The sequence below is a fragment of the Dinoroseobacter sp. S76 genome (assembly GCF_049801095.1).
GTDB lineage: Bacteria > Pseudomonadota > Alphaproteobacteria > Rhodobacterales > Rhodobacteraceae > Dinoroseobacter.
Window position 1 is genome coordinate 259,762 of sequence record NZ_JBNAGH010000004.1, and the last position, 14,285, is coordinate 274,046.

A 14,285-nucleotide genomic window follows, 5' to 3' on the forward strand; every position below is an offset into this window, starting at 1 on the left:
CGCAGGAAAAGGCGCGGCCCCAGGGAAGGGAAGGCCGCGCCGGTTGGGATCAGGACCCTTGCTTGGCCGCGAAAGCGTCGAGCACAGCCTGCCCCTTGTCGCCCGCGCGCTCCAGCCAGGCATCGCGCAGCTCGGCGCCCACGCGCTGGAATTCGGCCTGCATGTCGGCGTTCAGGGTGCCGACGGTCATGCCATTGGCTTCGAACTGCTCCACATACCAGCTGTCGAGCTCTTCGGCCTTGGCCCAGCACTTGGCCTCGGCATTGGCCGCCGCGGTCTCGATGGTGGCCTGGGTCGCCTCGTCCAGACGCTTCCACGCCTTGCCGTTCACGATCACCATGTTGCGCGGCAGCCAGGCCTTCACATCATAGTAGAAATCCACATGCTCCCAGAGCTTGCGGTCATAACCCGTGGAGCCCGACGAGATCATCGATTGCGCCACACCGGTGGCAAAGGCCTGGGCCAGTTCGGCGGCCTCGATCTTGGTGGGCACCATGCCCAGCCCCTCGGCCATTTTCGAGGTCGTGGCGTTATAGGCACGGAATTTCAGGCCCGAGACATCGTCGAGGCTGTCAGCGGCCTGCACCGAGTAAAAGCCCTGGGGCGGCCAGGGGCAGGAATAGAGGAAATGCAGCCGCGCCTCTTCCAGCGTTTCGATCAGCGCGGGCTTGGAGACCTCGTAGAGCGCCTTGGCATCGGCAAAGCCCGAGGCGAGGAAGGGCACGCTGTCGACCTCATAGATCGCGTCGTCATTGCCAAGCGCCGAAATCAGACGCTCGCCAATCGGGGCGAGGCCCTTGCGCACCGCGCCAAAGATCTCGGAGCCGCCAAAGAGCGAGCCGCCCGGATGGGTCACGATCTCCAGCTCGGAATTCGCGGTCACCTCGGCCGCGAACTCCGCCGCAATCTCCGAGTGGTAATTCGTTGCGGAATAGGCCAGCGCCATGTCCCACTTGTCGGCCAGCGCGCTGCCTGCGGTGAAGGCAAGGGCAAGGCTGGCCCCGGTCAGTACGGTCACATTCATGGTGAGCTCCCTGTTTATGTTCTGCGCCGATGGTCTCCGGGACCGGGCGAAAAGGACAGGGGCAAACTGACGGTTTCTCGACCGGAGCCGTGAATCTGACGGCGCGGCCGGATCCGCCGTCTTACGCCTGCTCAGGATTTGACCTAGGCTTTTTGCATGACGCATCTGGGCATTCTTTCGCTTGATACGGCCTTTCCGCGGATCCAGGGCGATGCGGGCAATCCCGCGAGCTATCCCTTTGCCGCGCAGGTGGGCATCGTGGCCGGGGCGGAGGCGAGCCAGATCGTCTCGGACAAGCCGCCGCCCCCGGCGCTCACGGCTGCCTTTGTCGCGCGCGCCCAACGCTTTGAGGCCGAGGGGGCCGGGGCGCTCGTCTCCACCTGCGGGTTCCTGATCCATGTGCAGGCCGAGGTCGCGGCGGCGGTGCGCATCCCGGTGATGCTCTCGCCGCTCTCGCTCTTTCCGCTGGTGCAGAGGGTGCGCCCCGGGCGGGTCGGCATCCTCACGGCCTCTGCTGCAGCACTTGGCCCGCGCGCGCTGGCCAGTGCGGGGATCGAGGGGGCCGAGATTGCCGGGCTCGACCACCACGCGGCCTTTCGCGAGACCTTTCTCGGGCCGAAATCCGCGCAGGCGCAGCAGTTTTCGCGGGAGGCGATCGAGGCTCTCGTGCTGCAGGAAGCCCGGGCCCTGGCGGCGCGCGCGCCCCTCTCGGCGCTGATCTTCGAATGCGGGAACCTGCCGCCCTATGCGGATCCTGTGCGGGCCGAGCTTGGCCTGCCGGTCTTCACCATTCTGGACGCCGCCGCCTGGATGATGGCCGCCTAGCAGACCACCTGCAGGCGCGGCGCCGGGGCGATATGCGCCCGCCGCTTGAACTTGGTGGCCATGGCAATCGTGGCATCCACCGCCTGCACGCCGGGCAGGACAGAGATGTCATCGATCAGCGCATCCAGATCCTCCTGATGGGGGGTGCGCACCAGACACATCAGGTCGTAAGTCCCTGTGACTGAGAGACATTCCTCGATCTCCGGATAGCTTTGCAGGGCCGCGACGATGCTCCGGCAGGCGGCGCGATCACAGGTCAGGTTGAGCACCGCGCGGGTTTCCAGCACATCCGTGTCCTCGGCCACCAGCGCGGTATAGCCGAGGATCCGCCCCTCCCGCTCCAGCCGCGCAACGCGCTCGCTCACGGTGGTGCGGGCGATCCCCACACGGCGGGCCAGCTCGGAGGTCGCCAGCCGGGCATCATCCTGCAGAAGAGCCAGCAGATTTCGATCGATCGAATCCAGTTTGCGCATTGTTGTCCCCTGTTGGTTTTCCCAAATCTTGGCCGAACTCCGAGAATGAAAAAAATGCTGTTTTTTGCTAATATCATGCATAAAACTCATGATATGCGCCGCTACATCCCTTCGCTCTCGGCCCTTCAGGCCTTCGAGGCCTCGGCCTCCACCCTCAGTTTCACCCGCGCGGGCGAGGAGCTGGGCCGCACCCAGAGCGGTGTGAGCCGGCAGGTCTCGACCCTCGAGGCGCTCCTGGGGATCGAGCTTTTCGAGCGGTTCGGCCCCCGGCTCGTGCTGACCGGCGCGGGGGAGGCCTATGCCGCCTCGGTCTCGCAGATCCTCGACCAGCTCGAAGAGGCCTCCATGGATGTGATCCGGGGCAGCCGTTCGGCGGACGCCCTGCAGATCGGGGTGCAGGACAGCTTTGCCAGCCGCTGGCTCGTCCCGCGCATGAAACGCTTCATGGAGGCCCATCCCGATCAGGCCTTCAATGTCATCCCCCTGCGCGGCGAGGTGGATTTCGAGACCGGGCCGGATCTGGCGGTGATGCGCGGGCAGGGGGCCTGGCGCGATGCGGTCTCCTACAAGCTGATTTCCGAGCGGGTGGCCGTGGTCGCCTCCACCGAGCTGATCCCGCCGGGGCGGGCGCTGCCCCTGTCGGACCATCAGGCCTATCCCAAGATCCAGAACGCCCATCGCCCGGACTCGTGGCTGCGCTGGATGGGGGCCAAGGGGATTGCCCATCAGGGGCCGATTTCCGGGCCGCGCTTTTCCCAGACCACCATGGTGATCGAGGCCGCGCTGGCGGGGATCGGGCTTGCGGTGCTGCCGGTCTTCATGATCGAGGAATATCTCGAGGATGGCCGCCTGCATCTGCCCTTTGGCGATCCGGTGGCCAGCGGAGCGGGGTATTACGCGGTCTATCCCGAGACGCGCCGCCCCTCGGCGCCGATCCGGATCTTTCGCGACTGGATCATGGCCGAGACCCGCAGCCTGCGCTAGGCGCGGCGGATGAACCGGTCGGGCCGGAAGGGGGTCGGATCGATGGGCGGAGATTGGCCCTCCAGCAGCTCGCCGAGCAGGCGCGCGGTCCCCGGCCCCGTGGCAAAGCCGATATGCTGGTGCCCGAAGGCCACCGAGAGGCCCGGCGCCTGGGGCAGGGCGCCAATGCAGGGCTGGCTGTCGGGGAAGGTCGGGCGCGCCCCCATCCAGGTCCGGTCATCGCAGCGCGGGCCAAGGTCGATCGCCTCCCGCGCCGCCGCCTCCGCCCGGGTGATCTGGGCGTGGTTCTCCGGGGCCTCAAGCCCGTTCAGCTCCACCCCGCTGGTCAGACGCAACCCCTGACGCATGGGCGACAGGACATAGCCCCCCGCCGTGTCATAGATCGGCCGCCCGAGCGCGGGCGTGTTGCCCGGATCCGCCGGCCCCTGAAAATGCCGGTGATAGCCGCGCTCAAACGCCATGGGCACCCGGTAGCCCGCCCGGCTGAGCAGGTCCTTGCCCCAGGGCCCCGGGCAGAGCACGCAATGATCCGCCTGCACGCGCTCCCCCCCGTCGAGCACGACCCCCGGCCGGTCTCCGGGCGCAAGGGCGGCCACCGATCCGGCCTGCACGACCCCGCCCTCGGCCACGAAGCGCCGGGCATAGGCGGCCACCAGCGCGCCGGGATCCCGGACCGAGGCGCTGTCCTGCACCCAGAGCCCATGGGGAAAGATCGGCGCGAGCTGCGGCTCCAGATCCCGGAGCCCCGGACCATCCAGCGCCGCGTGCGCGACCCCGAACCGCGACAGCATCTCGCGCAAGAGCCCGGCCCGGCCAAAGCTCACCTCGGAGCGATAGAGAAAGATCCAGCCCTTCTCAGCCAGCAGATCCTCCTGCCCGCATTCGGCGATCAGCGCCTTGTGCGCCGGGATCGAGAGCTGGATCAGCTGGTCGAGCGCGGTCGCGGTCTGCGCCACCCGGGATCGCCTTGCATTCGCCGCAAAGGGCAGCGCCCAGGAGAGGTTGGCCAGCAGGTAGCGCCAGCTATAGCGCAGGGCCGCGCCCCGATTGCTCAGGAGCCCCGGCAGATCCCGCAGCATCCCGGGATTGTTCAGAGGCATCAGGGATGAGCGCGCCAGCACCCCCGCATTGCCATAGGAGGTCTCCTGCCCCGGATCCCGCCGGTCGATCAGGGTCACCCGCGCCCCCCGCCGCAGAAGATCGAGTGCCACGCAGACCCCGACCATGCCCGCCCCGACCACGAGCACGGAGCTGTCGCGCAAGGAGAAGGTGGAGGGCGGCACCGGCTTCATGGCATCACAGATAGGCCACATCCGTCGCCGCCAGAGAGAGCGGATCCTCGCCCCGTTTGGTCAGCCAGGAATAGACCGGCGGCACCCGGTCGGCGATGGATTCCACATGGACATCAATCAGGCAGGGCCCGTGCCTATGGGCGAAAGCCGCGGCAAGGGCGGTGTCGAGCTCCTCCGCGCTCCGCGCTGTCCAGCCCTTGAGGCCGAACGCCTCGGCAATGGCCGCGCCCTTGGGCGGCATGAAGTCCACGCCGAAGGTCTGGTTGTGGCCCTTGAGCCGGTGCAGCCCCTTGATCCAGCCGAAATGCCCGTTGTTGAAGAGGAGCAGGATCGCCGGAACCTGCAACCGCACAAGGGTCTCCAACTCGCCCACCGCCATGCCGAAGGAACCATCGCCAAACATCCCGATGGGCCGCCGGGTCGGATCCGCGCGCCACGCTCCCACGGTCGCCGGCAGGGCCGAGCCCAGCCCGCCAAAGGCCCGGGGGATGGCAAAGCGCGTCCGCGGGTCGTTGATCCGCAGAAACCGCGTCATATGCGGGGTCGGCGTGCCCGCATCAGAATAGATCAGCGCCGGCTGGCCCGAAGCCTCCAGCGCCTCGTTGAAGCAGCGCACCGCGCGCTCCGGGCGCAGGGGCGTGCTGTCGGCGTCGAGCAGCGTCTGCGCCCCGTGCCAGAACTGCGCCCGCAGCCCGTTCAGGTGATCGACCCAGGGGGTGAATTTCTGGCCCGTGAAGCTTTCCGGCACCGCCGCCAGCAGATCGCCCAGCACCAGCTTGGCATCCCCGGCCACCGAGAGGACGTTCTCGTAGTTATTGGCCATGATCTCGGGGTTGATGTCGATCTGGGCCACCCGCTTGTCCAGGGTCAGCTTGGGAAAGGTCCAGCCGATCGTGACCACGGAGCCCATCTTGGAGCCGACAAAGAGGACGAAATCGCTCTCCTCCATGGCGCGGTTGGCATGGGGGTGAAAGCCGTTGTCACCGATCACCCCGATGGAGAGCGGGTGATCATCGGGCATGGTCCCCTGACCGGTCATCGAGGTGCAGACGGGGATGTTCAACCGCTCGGCCACGCGCAGGATGTCATCCCCCGCGCAGGCGCGGATCACGCCCCCGCCCGAGACGATCAACGGGCGCTCCGCCGCCTCCAGATGCGCCAGAAGCGTCGCCGTCATCCCCGGCGCCGGACGGGTCGGAAAGGCCGGGAAGGTCCGGCATTCCTCCTCCACATGGAGAGAGATCCGCGCCGGATCGATCTCCGCCAGCAGCATGTCCTCCGGGATCTGCAGATGCACCGCCCCGGGCTTGCCGGAACAGGCGGTGCGAAAGGCCCGGCGGATGATCTCCGGCAGCTTCTCGGGGGATTTCACCTGCACCGACATCTTGGTCACCGGCTCGAACAGCCGCGCGCAATCGAGCTCGGTCAGCACCCCGCGGCCTTCGCCCGGCAGAGGGATATCGATGGTCAGCACGATCACCGGCACGGAGGAGGCATTGGATTCCGCAATCGGCGGCAGGGTATACATCGCCCCGGCGCCCGAGGGGCACTCCACCACGCCCGGCCGGTTGGTGAAGCGGCCATAGGCATCGGCCATGAACCCCGCCGACCGCTCATCCCGCGCCATCACATGGGTGATCCGCTCCTCATTGTCCTGCAGCGCCTCGTAGAGCGGCACATTGGTATCGCCGGGCACGCCAAAGATCGTATCGACCCCATAGCCGATGAGCATTTCCACCAAGACATCCGCGCCGCGCATCCACCCCTCCATTCCGAGCTGATGCGCTGACGCTATGCGAAGGCGGGATCTGCGAACATTGGCAAACTGACGAGTTTCCCGCGGATCCCGGCAAACTGACCGAAAGGCCGGACGCGCGTATGGGAGCGGGAATGCGACCCCCACCCGCACAGCACGCGCCAAGAAATTACATAATCAGAATTACCCGCAAGAAGTAACGCCCCGAGCCAAAAGGGGCGACAGTGGCACCCTCAACCTCACCAGCTTCACGGGAGTTCGTTCAGCCTGCGTCTGGTTTCGATGATATAGACATGCCCTGCAGGAACTGTGGCCTCGAATATACGCATCGTCTCCAGCAGCAGGCGGCGCGCCTCCTCGTATTTTCCTTGCATCGCAAGGATGTGACCGAGATTCCCAAGTTGAATTGCGTAGTCAGGATGATTGGGTCCGAGCATTTGTTCAGATATTGCGACGGCCTGTCGGCTGAGATCCTCAGCGTCGTCAAATCGCTTCTGGATCACCGCGATACGCGCAAGGTTGTTCAAGGCAGTCGAATAGCTGGGATGCTGGGTACCGACACTCGCCTCGGTCAAAAGGAGCGACTGCTCCAAAAGCTTTCTGGCTCTGAAAAACTGCTGTGCACTCAGATTGGCCATGGCCAGAGAGTTGAGCATTCTTGCAAATTGCGGGTGCGCTTCACCCAATGAAGCCCCGATGATATCAACCGCTTCTTCCAGAACGGGAATTGCTTCGTTGTAGCGTCCGAGATGTATAAGCACATTGCCCGTATTCCCCAGAGACATCGCATAGGTTGGATGCGCTTCGCCCAAAGCCGTCCGCATGATGTCAGAAGCCGCTTGGTACAGCCCCGCTGCCTCCTCGTACTTGCCTTGATTCTCAAGCGTCAGCGCGAGGTTGTTCACAAGCAATGCATAGTCGGGATTGTCGGGTCCCATGACAGTCTTGGCACCATCAAGCACTTGTCGAAAAACCTGCTCCGCCTCGAGATATTTTCCCTGCCGTTCAAGAGCGAGTCCAAGGTTGTTCAAAAGGTAAAACCCCTCGGGATCACCCTCTGACCCCGCGCTTTCCCGCGTTTCCAAAGCTTTCCTTAACAAGGCTTCCGCGTCCGCGTAGCGCCCAAGTCCCCGAAGTGTCTCGGCGAGATTGTTCAGAACAGTTGCATAGACCGTGTGCTCCACACCGACGGTTGCTTCCAGAATACGGAGACTTTGGCCATAGACTTGAACAGCATCCTCATACCGTCCTTGCGCCTCCTGGATCAGTCCCATCGTATTGAGGAAAACTGCAAAACTGGGATGATCATCCCCGACGGAAGCCTGTCCAATGTCCAGCGCGCGCTGCACGGCCTCTTCAGCTTCCCCGAGTTTCCGCTGAGCCTCCAGCGAGAGCGCCAGTTGATTCAGAATATCGGCCATATTCGGATCGTCGGCCCCGAAGAGACGTTCGCCGGCGACGACCAATTGCCGAAAGAGCGTCTCCGACGGAGCGAGACGCCCCTGCTCTCGCAAAGTCACACCGTCCGCATACGCTCCGGATATGTTTTCAAGCGTGATTTCATCGGCTGAAACAACGCCACCACGATCGTTTTGGGTCTGGCTATGGACAGGTGACGAAAACGCTGCAATCGCGACAAAGATTGCAAGAAAAGTCCCGCGAATGGATTTCAAATCATGTCCCGCCGTTTTGCGCTAACTCAGAGGCCAGTATACGCGCAAAAGTTGCAAACAAGCGAACACCTATTTCGATTTCAGTGCGCCAGTGGAAACAGAGGTTCCCATGGCCACCTAACCGTTCAACCAGGTCGGGCGTCCAGCACCAGACCAGACAACCAGGTCAGCATATCTGACAACATCGGGAGGCGTTGCGCGCTTGGGGGACGGCCATCTGCGCACCGGGCGCATCCCAGGGCGCCCGATCAGACGGGGCCTTGGGATGCGGGCCGTGGGCCGGTTCGGGTTTGGCGCGCGACCCGCAAGCACCGGGAGGTCTGGCTTGCGGGTCCCGGGCGGCCCGGGCCGGCACAACCGGGGGGAGGAACCCCGGGGATCGGCTTATTCGGCGCGCCGCGAGACCTCGTTCAGGTCCTTGTCGAGCTTGATGTCGAACTGGTTGCCGCCCTTGCAGATCACGTCATCCAGATCATAGCCGTCATCTTCGACCTCGATGTCATCGGCATCCATCTGGCATTCCATCTCGGTCAGCATGGCCATGATCTTCATCTCGGTGGCCTCATCGACCTCGCTGGCGAAAGCGGGGGCTGCGATCAGCGTGGCTGCGGCAAGGGTCAGGATCGATTTCATGGGACTACTCCTCGGTTGGATTACTGAATGGACAGGGTGACGGACTGGCTGTCGCCCGTGGATCCGGGAATGCGCAGCACATGGCGGCCCGGCTTGATCGCGATGAACGACAGCTCAACCACCCCGGCCTTGTCGAACTCGATGGAGTCGATGGCCATGGGGCGGATCTCGATCTTGTTGATGACGATCTCGTTCATCCAGATCGAGCGAAAGAAGCTCGGCCCTTCCACCGCCAGCTCGGCAGAGCCGTCGGCGGTGATCTCGAGCTTGTAATAGGCCCCGGATTCCAGAACGACGTCTTCGCCCAGCGGCTGGCCCGAAGCCAGGGTCAGCTCGATCGTCTCGCCCCGGTTGCAGCTCGCCAGAAGCCCGGCAAAGCCCAGATCATCGCAAAGCGGCGCGGCGGCCAGGGGGCTTGCGAAACAGGCCAGAGCGGCCGCGCACATCAAATGTCTCATCGGGTTTCCTTTCTTCGTCACGCGACGGCCCCGCCGCGGATCCAGTGTCTCAGTCAATGGTCACGACGCCCCAGGGCTGCTGTCCCACCTGCACGGAGCGGATGGCGCGTTCCTTCTTCACGTCGATCACGGTGATGTCGTTGGAGTTGCCATTGGTCGTGAGCAGGTATTTCTCGTCCGGCGTGAAATCGAGCTGCCAGACCCGCTGCCCCACAAGGATGTAGTCGAGCACTTCGAGGCTGCGGGCATCGACCACCGCAACCCGGTTTGCCGGCCCCAGCGCCACGAAGAGCCGCGAGCCGTCCTTGGTCACCCGCGCCCCCACAGGCTGCAACCATTCGGGCTGCAGACCGGCAACCTCGAAGGTGATCTTGCCGACCATGGTGGGCGCGCCGTCATCGTCGATATCCATCACCGAGACGGTCCCTCCGATCTCGGAGGTCACGAAGAGCCGGGTGCCGTCGCTGGTGTAATGGGCATAGCGCGGGCGCTGGTCGACCAGCACGTTATGCTTGATCTTGTAATCCTCGGTGGAGATGAAATGCGCCATGTTCGTGGTCTCGGAGGTGTTGACCACCCATTTCGCATCCGGGCTCATGCCCATCCCCTCGGGCTCCACCCCCACGGGCACCTCGGCCAGAACGGTCCGGGTCTCGGTATCGGTCACCGTCACCAGATTGTCGTCCTCATTGGCGATATAGAGCCGCTTGCCCGAGGGCTCGAGGATGAAGAGCTCCGGATCCGGGCCCGAGGGCAGGCTCGGCAGCTCCTCATAGGTGGTGGCGTCAAACACCCGGATCAGGTTGTCATCGGAGGCGCAGACATAGATCACCTTTTCGTCCGGGCTGACGGTGATCCCGCGCGGGCGGTTCCCGGCGAAGAATTCGGTCTCCACCTCCCAGGTGTCAGTGTTCACAACGGTGATCGTGTTGCCGCGCTCGTTCGAGACAAAGGCCTTGCCGGCCAGGGCCGGAGCGGTGCCGATGGCGAGGGCTGCGACGGATAGAAGGATCGGGTTCATGGGTCCCTCCTGAGGGTCAAATGCGGTTCAGTTGAAGGCAGTGCAGTTGGATTCCGGCTTGTCCAAGCCGAGCGTGTCGAGGGTCGAGCGTTGGTGCAGGAAGCCATCCTGCGGGCTGACGCTCACGGTGATCATCCCGTCATGGAGCAGGATCGGCTGGCGTAGCTGGCCGTTCCAGTCCCGGAAGGTCACCTTCTGGCCTTTGAAAGCCGCCAGCTCGAACCCATCCGAGATCGCATAGTCGCGCACCCCCATGGGCTCGGCCGTATTGGCCCGGGTCACGGCCTCGCCAACCACGCGCAGAGCGAGCCAGACATTGTAATCCTCGGGCTTGGCATAGCGCCCCGTAAGGTCCTCGAACCGGGTCTGGTATTGGGTGGCCCCATAAGCCTCATGGGCGCCGTGGAATGTGGTGGGCACCAGCCCGCCAGAGCCCGCCACCGGGCGCGGCGTCCAGAGGTGATAGCTGAGATAGCGGGCGAAATAGTCGGTCTCATCGGCGGCCACGACCACGTCATGGCCCGCCGCGCCCTGGGTGGAAGTGGGCAATTGCCGCTGCACCAGAACATGGCCCGAATCCGTCCGGCGCGACCCGCCCGTATCCTCAAAGACCCGATCCTCGGTGATGCGCGCGCCGAATTTGCGCGCCGAGAAGCGATAGGACTCCGCCAGCGCCACATCCGCCGGGTTCGAGCCCGAGATCAGGAACCAGTTCTTCCACTGCTTCCAGACAAGGAACTGCGCGACCGCATCGGTATTCATCCGGTGGCTCGGCGCCGTATGAAGCAGATTGCCCCGGCACTGATCATCGCGCAGGGCGATATCCGGCGTGCCCGCGTTGAAGACCAGCGCCCCGGCCTCCGCCGCGCGATCGGTCAGCCGCAAGAGATCCTCCGCCCGCGCCAGAATGACAAAGAGGTCAACGCCCTCCGCCAAAAGCGCCTCCAGCGCGGCATCGGCCTCTTCCGGGGTCGTGGCGACACTGCGCGTCTCATAGGTATGGCCCAGAAAACTGCCGGTGGTGCCGTTATCCTCATCCGCCAGCGCCGCCCCGGCAAAGCCCAGATCCCCGGGCCGCAGCTCATAGCGGCTGATCGGCAAAAGGGTCGGATAATCGATGCGCAGGACCGCCGCCCTGACATCGATGGCCAGCGCGCTCGGCGCAGAAGTCAGCAGGGCACAGACCGCCAGAAGCGGTGCCAGCAAAAGTCTCACGATGTCCTCCCCTCGCCCGGCTTTGGGTTGCGCCGGGTCCTGATCTGCCGGGCCCCTGAGGCCCCGGCACCCCCAAGCCGATACTTTTGGCTTGGTTGTTTCAGAAGCTTAACAGTCCGATCCTCAACCTTAAGTCTTATTTTTTAAGAACAGGGACATGCGCACAGCTCTCTTGGTTCTTCTGCTTTCGACCGCCTGTGCCTCGGCCCAGGACAAGGTCGCCTTTTTCGGACTGACCATGCTTGATACGTCGCTGCAGACGACCGAGCTCGGGGTCGATCCGGCTGAAAAGCTGCGCCTTGAACGCCTCGAGACCACCGTCCGCGACCGGTTCGAAACCGAGGGCTACACCCTCGTGGATCTGGAGCCCGAACGCACCGCCATCGAGCGGGTCGTGAACCTCGCCAAATGCTATGGCTGCGACACGCGGATCGCCACGCGGCTGGGGGCGGATTTCTCGCTGGTGGGCGAGGTGCAGAAGGTCTCGAACCTCATTCTGACCGTGAACCTGCAGCTGCGCGATGCCAGCAGCGGCGATCTGGTCAGAGGCGGCGTCGTGGATATCCGGGGCAATACCGATGACAGCTGGGCCCGGGGCATGCGCTACATCTTGAACAATCGCATCTTCAGGGAGGAATGATGAGAAAACGTACCTTTATGATGGCCTTGGCCACGGCAGCACTGCTGCCCGGGCTGGCCACGGCCCATGGCCCGACCCGCCAGAAAGTCACCCTGACCACCGAGGTCGCCGCCAGCCCGGCAGAGGTCTGGGCGGTGCTCGGCAACTTCCAGGACATGTCCTGGCACCCTGCGGTTTTCTCCACCGAGGGGGAGAATGGCAACGCCATCGATGCGACCCGGCTTTTGACCCTGGGCGAGGCGGGCGGCCCGACCATTGCCGAGGTGCTCTACAAGTTCTCGGACGAGAAGATGAGCTATTCCTACCGCATCACCGACGTGCTGGTGGAGGTCCTGCCGGTGACGAATTACTCGTCCCACCTGACCGTGAAACCGCTCGATGGCGGCGGCGCCCTGATCGAATGGCGCGGGGCGTTCTACCGGGGCTATCCGAACAATGATCCGCCCGAGGATCTCAATGATGCGGCGGCGATCGCGGCGGTGAGTGCGGTCTATCAGATGGGGCTCGACGCGCTGACGGAGCGCTTCGGTGCTGCGGGCTCCTAGGCTCCTTGCCCTGCTCTGCCTTGTCGCCACCCCGGTGGCGGCGGGCGATCTCGCATTTGTGACCTGCCAGAACGGCGATGCGGTGGATGTCATCGACATCGCTGCGGGGCAGAGCCTGGGCGGCTGGTCCGTGCCCGGCAAGCCCGCCGGGGTCGCGGCAGGGGCGGAGGCGGTCTTCACCGTCGCGCCCGAGGCCAAGACCCTGCGCCGTCACGACCCGAAAAGCGGCGCGATCCTTGCGGAAACCCGCCTCGAGGGCGGCCCGATCGGCATTGCCCGGGACGGGCCGCGCGGACGGGTCTTCGTGTCGGACTGGTATAATGCGCGGATCTGGGTCCGCGATGCGGCCACCCTTGCACCCCGGGCTGAACTGCCCGCCGGAGCAGCACCCGCCGGGCTCGCGCTCTCGCCCGATGGCCAGTTTCTCGCCTCAGCCGATCGTGATGCGGATGCGGTCTCGATCTTTGACGCCGACACGCTCGCGCCCCTGCACCGGGTGACCGTGGGCACGCGCCCCTTCGGCCTGCGCTTCGGGCCCGAAGGTCGGCTCTTCGTGGCCAATGTGGGCAGCGATGATGTCACCGTCATTGAGCCCGAGACCGGCACGGTCACCGCCACCCTGCCCGTGGGCGCGCGCCCCTATGGCATCGCCTTTGCCGCCGGACGCGGCTTTGTCACCAACCAATACGCCGACAGCCTGAGCGTCTTTGACCTCGGCACTCTCGCCCCCGTCGCAACCCTGGAGACCGGAGAATACCCCGAAGGCATCGACGCCACCCCCGACGGGCGCCGCATCCTCGTGGCCAACTGGTTCGACAACACCGTCTCGATCATCGACGCGGAAACCCTTGCCATGCTAGTCTCCGTCGAGACCTGCGATGGCCCCCGCGCCTTCGGTGCGTTTGTTTTGGGAGGAACAAAATGACCCGCCTTGCTCTGACGACCGCCCTTCTTTGCGGCACCGCCCTGCCCGCCCTCGCGGGCACCGAGGCCTGGGACGATATCCGCGAAGCGCTCTATGGCGACCGGGTGCTGAAGGATGGCGCCACGGTCATCGCGATCGACGCCCCCTACCGCACCCCCGATGACGCCCGTGCGGATCTCGCCGCGCAGATCATCCCGCCGCTCGGCGTCGAGGTGTCCAAGGTCTGGGTCGTGCTCGACGAGAACCCCATGCCGGTCTCCGCCGTCTTCGAGCTGGAGGAGCCGCAGCCCAGCTTCTTCTTCGATGTGACCATGCGGGTGAACGGGCCGACGCCGCTCCATGTGGTGGCCGAAACCACCGATGGGCAGCTCTATGTGCAGGAAAGCTTTGTGAAAACCTCGGGCACCGGGGCCTGCGCCGCACCGCCGGGCACGGATCCGATTGCCGCGCTGGCCTCCCTGGGCGAGCTGGGGGTGGCCTTCGGCGGCGCCCTGCCCGGGATCGGCGGTGGCGAGCTGATCAGTTTCGCCTCGCGCCTGTCGCGGATGGATGTGGACATCTCGCACCCGTCCCATTCGGGCATGCAGATGGACCAGATCTCGCTGCTCTTCATCCCCATGCGCTATGTGGAAAGCGTCGATATCGACCTGGACGGGGCCGGCTTTGTCGAGATGACGGGCTCGATCTCCCTGTCGGAGAACCCGCGCGTCGGGCTCTCGGTGCCGAGCCAATCGCAGTCTGTGGATATCACCATGACCGACACGGATGGCACGGTCTCCAAGCTGCATCAGAAGCTCGCGGGCTACTGATCCACCGGGGGT

General features: G+C 64.9%; 15 protein-coding genes. 6 read left to right on the plus strand and 9 right to left on the minus strand.

The annotated features are described in order from the left end of the window. Positions 1-49: 49 nt before the first annotated feature. Positions 50-1,024 carry a TRAP transporter substrate-binding protein gene (locus ACP153_RS14400; RefSeq protein ID WP_424971700.1) on the minus strand — a complete coding sequence of 325 codons (975 nt, stop codon included), beginning with the start codon at positions 1,022-1,024 and terminating at the stop codon, positions 50-52. A gap of 156 nt (positions 1,025-1,180) precedes the next feature. On the opposite strand from ACP153_RS14400, the gene ACP153_RS14405 reads away from it, so the two are divergent. Beyond that, positions 1,181-1,849 (plus strand): aspartate/glutamate racemase family protein, encoded by a 669-nt coding sequence (locus tag ACP153_RS14405; protein ID WP_424971701.1) that lies wholly within the window; start codon positions 1,181-1,183, stop codon positions 1,847-1,849. Here the strand turns inward: ACP153_RS14405 and ACP153_RS14410 are convergent. Beyond that, on the minus strand, positions 1,846-2,322 hold the full coding sequence (locus ACP153_RS14410) for an Lrp/AsnC family transcriptional regulator (protein ID WP_424971702.1): 477 nt from the start codon (positions 2,320-2,322) through the stop codon (positions 1,846-1,848). The genes ACP153_RS14405 and ACP153_RS14410 overlap by 4 nt on opposite strands. 75 nt (positions 2,323-2,397) lie before the next feature. On the opposite strand from ACP153_RS14410, the gene ACP153_RS14415 reads away from it, so the two are divergent. Continuing rightward, on the plus strand, positions 2,398-3,306 hold the full coding sequence (locus ACP153_RS14415; protein WP_424971703.1) for a LysR substrate-binding domain-containing protein: 909 nt from the start codon (positions 2,398-2,400) through the stop codon (positions 3,304-3,306). On the opposite strand, the gene ACP153_RS14420 is transcribed toward ACP153_RS14415, so the two are convergent. The 7 genes from ACP153_RS14420 to ACP153_RS14450 all read right to left on the minus strand — a co-directional run bounded on the left by ACP153_RS14420 (position 3,303) and on the right by ACP153_RS14450 (position 11,354). After that, positions 3,303-4,619, minus strand: a complete 1,317-nt coding sequence (locus ACP153_RS14420) for an NAD(P)/FAD-dependent oxidoreductase (RefSeq protein ID WP_424971704.1) — start codon at positions 4,617-4,619, stop codon at positions 3,303-3,305. The genes ACP153_RS14415 and ACP153_RS14420 overlap by 4 nt on opposite strands. Continuing rightward, the gene (locus ACP153_RS14425) at positions 4,603-6,357 is read right to left on the minus strand and encodes a thiamine pyrophosphate-binding protein (RefSeq protein ID WP_424971705.1); all 1,755 of its coding nucleotides are present in this window, start codon (positions 6,355-6,357) and stop codon (positions 4,603-4,605) included. Before ACP153_RS14425 ends, ACP153_RS14420 begins: the two co-directional genes overlap by 17 nt. A 245-nt stretch (positions 6,358-6,602) precedes the next feature. Then, on the minus strand, positions 6,603-8,027 hold the full coding sequence (locus ACP153_RS14430; RefSeq protein WP_424971706.1) for a tetratricopeptide repeat protein: 1,425 nt from the start codon (positions 8,025-8,027) through the stop codon (positions 6,603-6,605). A 384-nt stretch (positions 8,028-8,411) separates the two neighbouring features. Further along, complete coding sequence (locus tag ACP153_RS14435; protein WP_424971707.1) at positions 8,412-8,660, minus strand: PepSY domain-containing protein; 249 nt, start codon at positions 8,658-8,660, stop codon at positions 8,412-8,414. 20 nt (positions 8,661-8,680) lie between these two features. Continuing rightward, entirely contained in the window at positions 8,681-9,118 is a 438-nt protein-coding gene (locus ACP153_RS14440) for a hypothetical protein (RefSeq protein ID WP_424971708.1), read from the minus strand. A 49-nt stretch (positions 9,119-9,167) separates the two neighbouring features. Next, on the minus strand, positions 9,168-10,139 hold the full coding sequence (locus tag ACP153_RS14445; RefSeq protein ID WP_424971709.1) for a YVTN family beta-propeller repeat protein: 972 nt from the start codon (positions 10,137-10,139) through the stop codon (positions 9,168-9,170). Between the two features lie 27 nt (positions 10,140-10,166). Beyond that, positions 10,167-11,354, minus strand: a complete 1,188-nt coding sequence (locus ACP153_RS14450) for an ABC transporter substrate-binding protein (protein ID WP_424971710.1) — start codon at positions 11,352-11,354, stop codon at positions 10,167-10,169. A gap of 157 nt (positions 11,355-11,511) precedes the next feature. Here ACP153_RS14450 and ACP153_RS14455 point away from each other — a divergent pair, with 157 nt between their 5' ends. From ACP153_RS14455 to ACP153_RS14470, 4 genes are read left to right on the plus strand one after another with little or no spacing between them, the layout of a single operon-like run. Further along, on the plus strand, positions 11,512-11,994 hold the full coding sequence (locus tag ACP153_RS14455) for a DUF3280 domain-containing protein (RefSeq protein WP_424971711.1): 483 nt from the start codon (positions 11,512-11,514) through the stop codon (positions 11,992-11,994). Beyond that, the gene (locus tag ACP153_RS14460; protein ID WP_424971712.1) at positions 11,994-12,539 is read left to right on the plus strand and encodes an SRPBCC family protein; all 546 of its coding nucleotides are present in this window, start codon (positions 11,994-11,996) and stop codon (positions 12,537-12,539) included. The genes ACP153_RS14455 and ACP153_RS14460 overlap by 1 nt, the downstream gene beginning before the upstream one ends. Then, a complete protein-coding gene (locus tag ACP153_RS14465; protein ID WP_424971713.1) occupies positions 12,523-13,464 on the plus strand; it encodes a YncE family protein in 942 nt (313 codons plus the stop codon). Before ACP153_RS14460 ends, ACP153_RS14465 begins: the two co-directional genes overlap by 17 nt. Continuing rightward, positions 13,461-14,273, plus strand: a complete 813-nt coding sequence (locus ACP153_RS14470) for a quinoprotein dehydrogenase-associated SoxYZ-like carrier (protein WP_424971714.1) — start codon at positions 13,461-13,463, stop codon at positions 14,271-14,273. The genes ACP153_RS14465 and ACP153_RS14470 overlap by 4 nt, the downstream gene beginning before the upstream one ends. The last annotated feature ends 12 nt before the right edge of the window (positions 14,274-14,285 follow it).

Bases quoted from the DNA above. Each gene is read 5' to 3' on its own strand.
- ACP153_RS14400 (WP_424971700.1), bottom strand. From the start codon at position 1,024: ATGAATGTGACCGTACTGACCGGGGCCAGCCTTGCCCTTGCCTTCACC.
- ACP153_RS14440 (WP_424971708.1), bottom strand. From the start codon at position 9,118: ATGAGACATTTGATGTGCGCGGCCGCTCTGGCCTGTTTCGCAAGCCCC.
- ACP153_RS14405 (WP_424971701.1), top strand. From the start codon at position 1,181: ATGACGCATCTGGGCATTCTTTCGCTTGATACGGCCTTTCCGCGGATC.
- ACP153_RS14470 (WP_424971714.1), top strand. From the start codon at position 13,461: ATGACCCGCCTTGCTCTGACGACCGCCCTTCTTTGCGGCACCGCCCTG.
- ACP153_RS14460 (WP_424971712.1), top strand. From the start codon at position 11,994: ATGAGAAAACGTACCTTTATGATGGCCTTGGCCACGGCAGCACTGCTG.
- ACP153_RS14445 (WP_424971709.1), bottom strand. From the start codon at position 10,139: ATGAACCCGATCCTTCTATCCGTCGCAGCCCTCGCCATCGGCACCGCT.
- ACP153_RS14435 (WP_424971707.1), bottom strand. From the start codon at position 8,660: ATGAAATCGATCCTGACCCTTGCCGCAGCCACGCTGATCGCAGCCCCC.
- ACP153_RS14415 (WP_424971703.1), top strand. From the start codon at position 2,398: ATGCATAAAACTCATGATATGCGCCGCTACATCCCTTCGCTCTCGGCC.
- ACP153_RS14425 (WP_424971705.1), bottom strand. From the start codon at position 6,357: ATGCGCGGCGCGGATGTCTTGGTGGAAATGCTCATCGGCTATGGGGTC.
- ACP153_RS14420 (WP_424971704.1), bottom strand. From the start codon at position 4,619: ATGTGGCCTATCTGTGATGCCATGAAGCCGGTGCCGCCCTCCACCTTC.
- ACP153_RS14455 (WP_424971711.1), top strand. From the start codon at position 11,512: ATGCGCACAGCTCTCTTGGTTCTTCTGCTTTCGACCGCCTGTGCCTCG.
- ACP153_RS14410 (WP_424971702.1), bottom strand. From the start codon at position 2,322: ATGCGCAAACTGGATTCGATCGATCGAAATCTGCTGGCTCTTCTGCAG.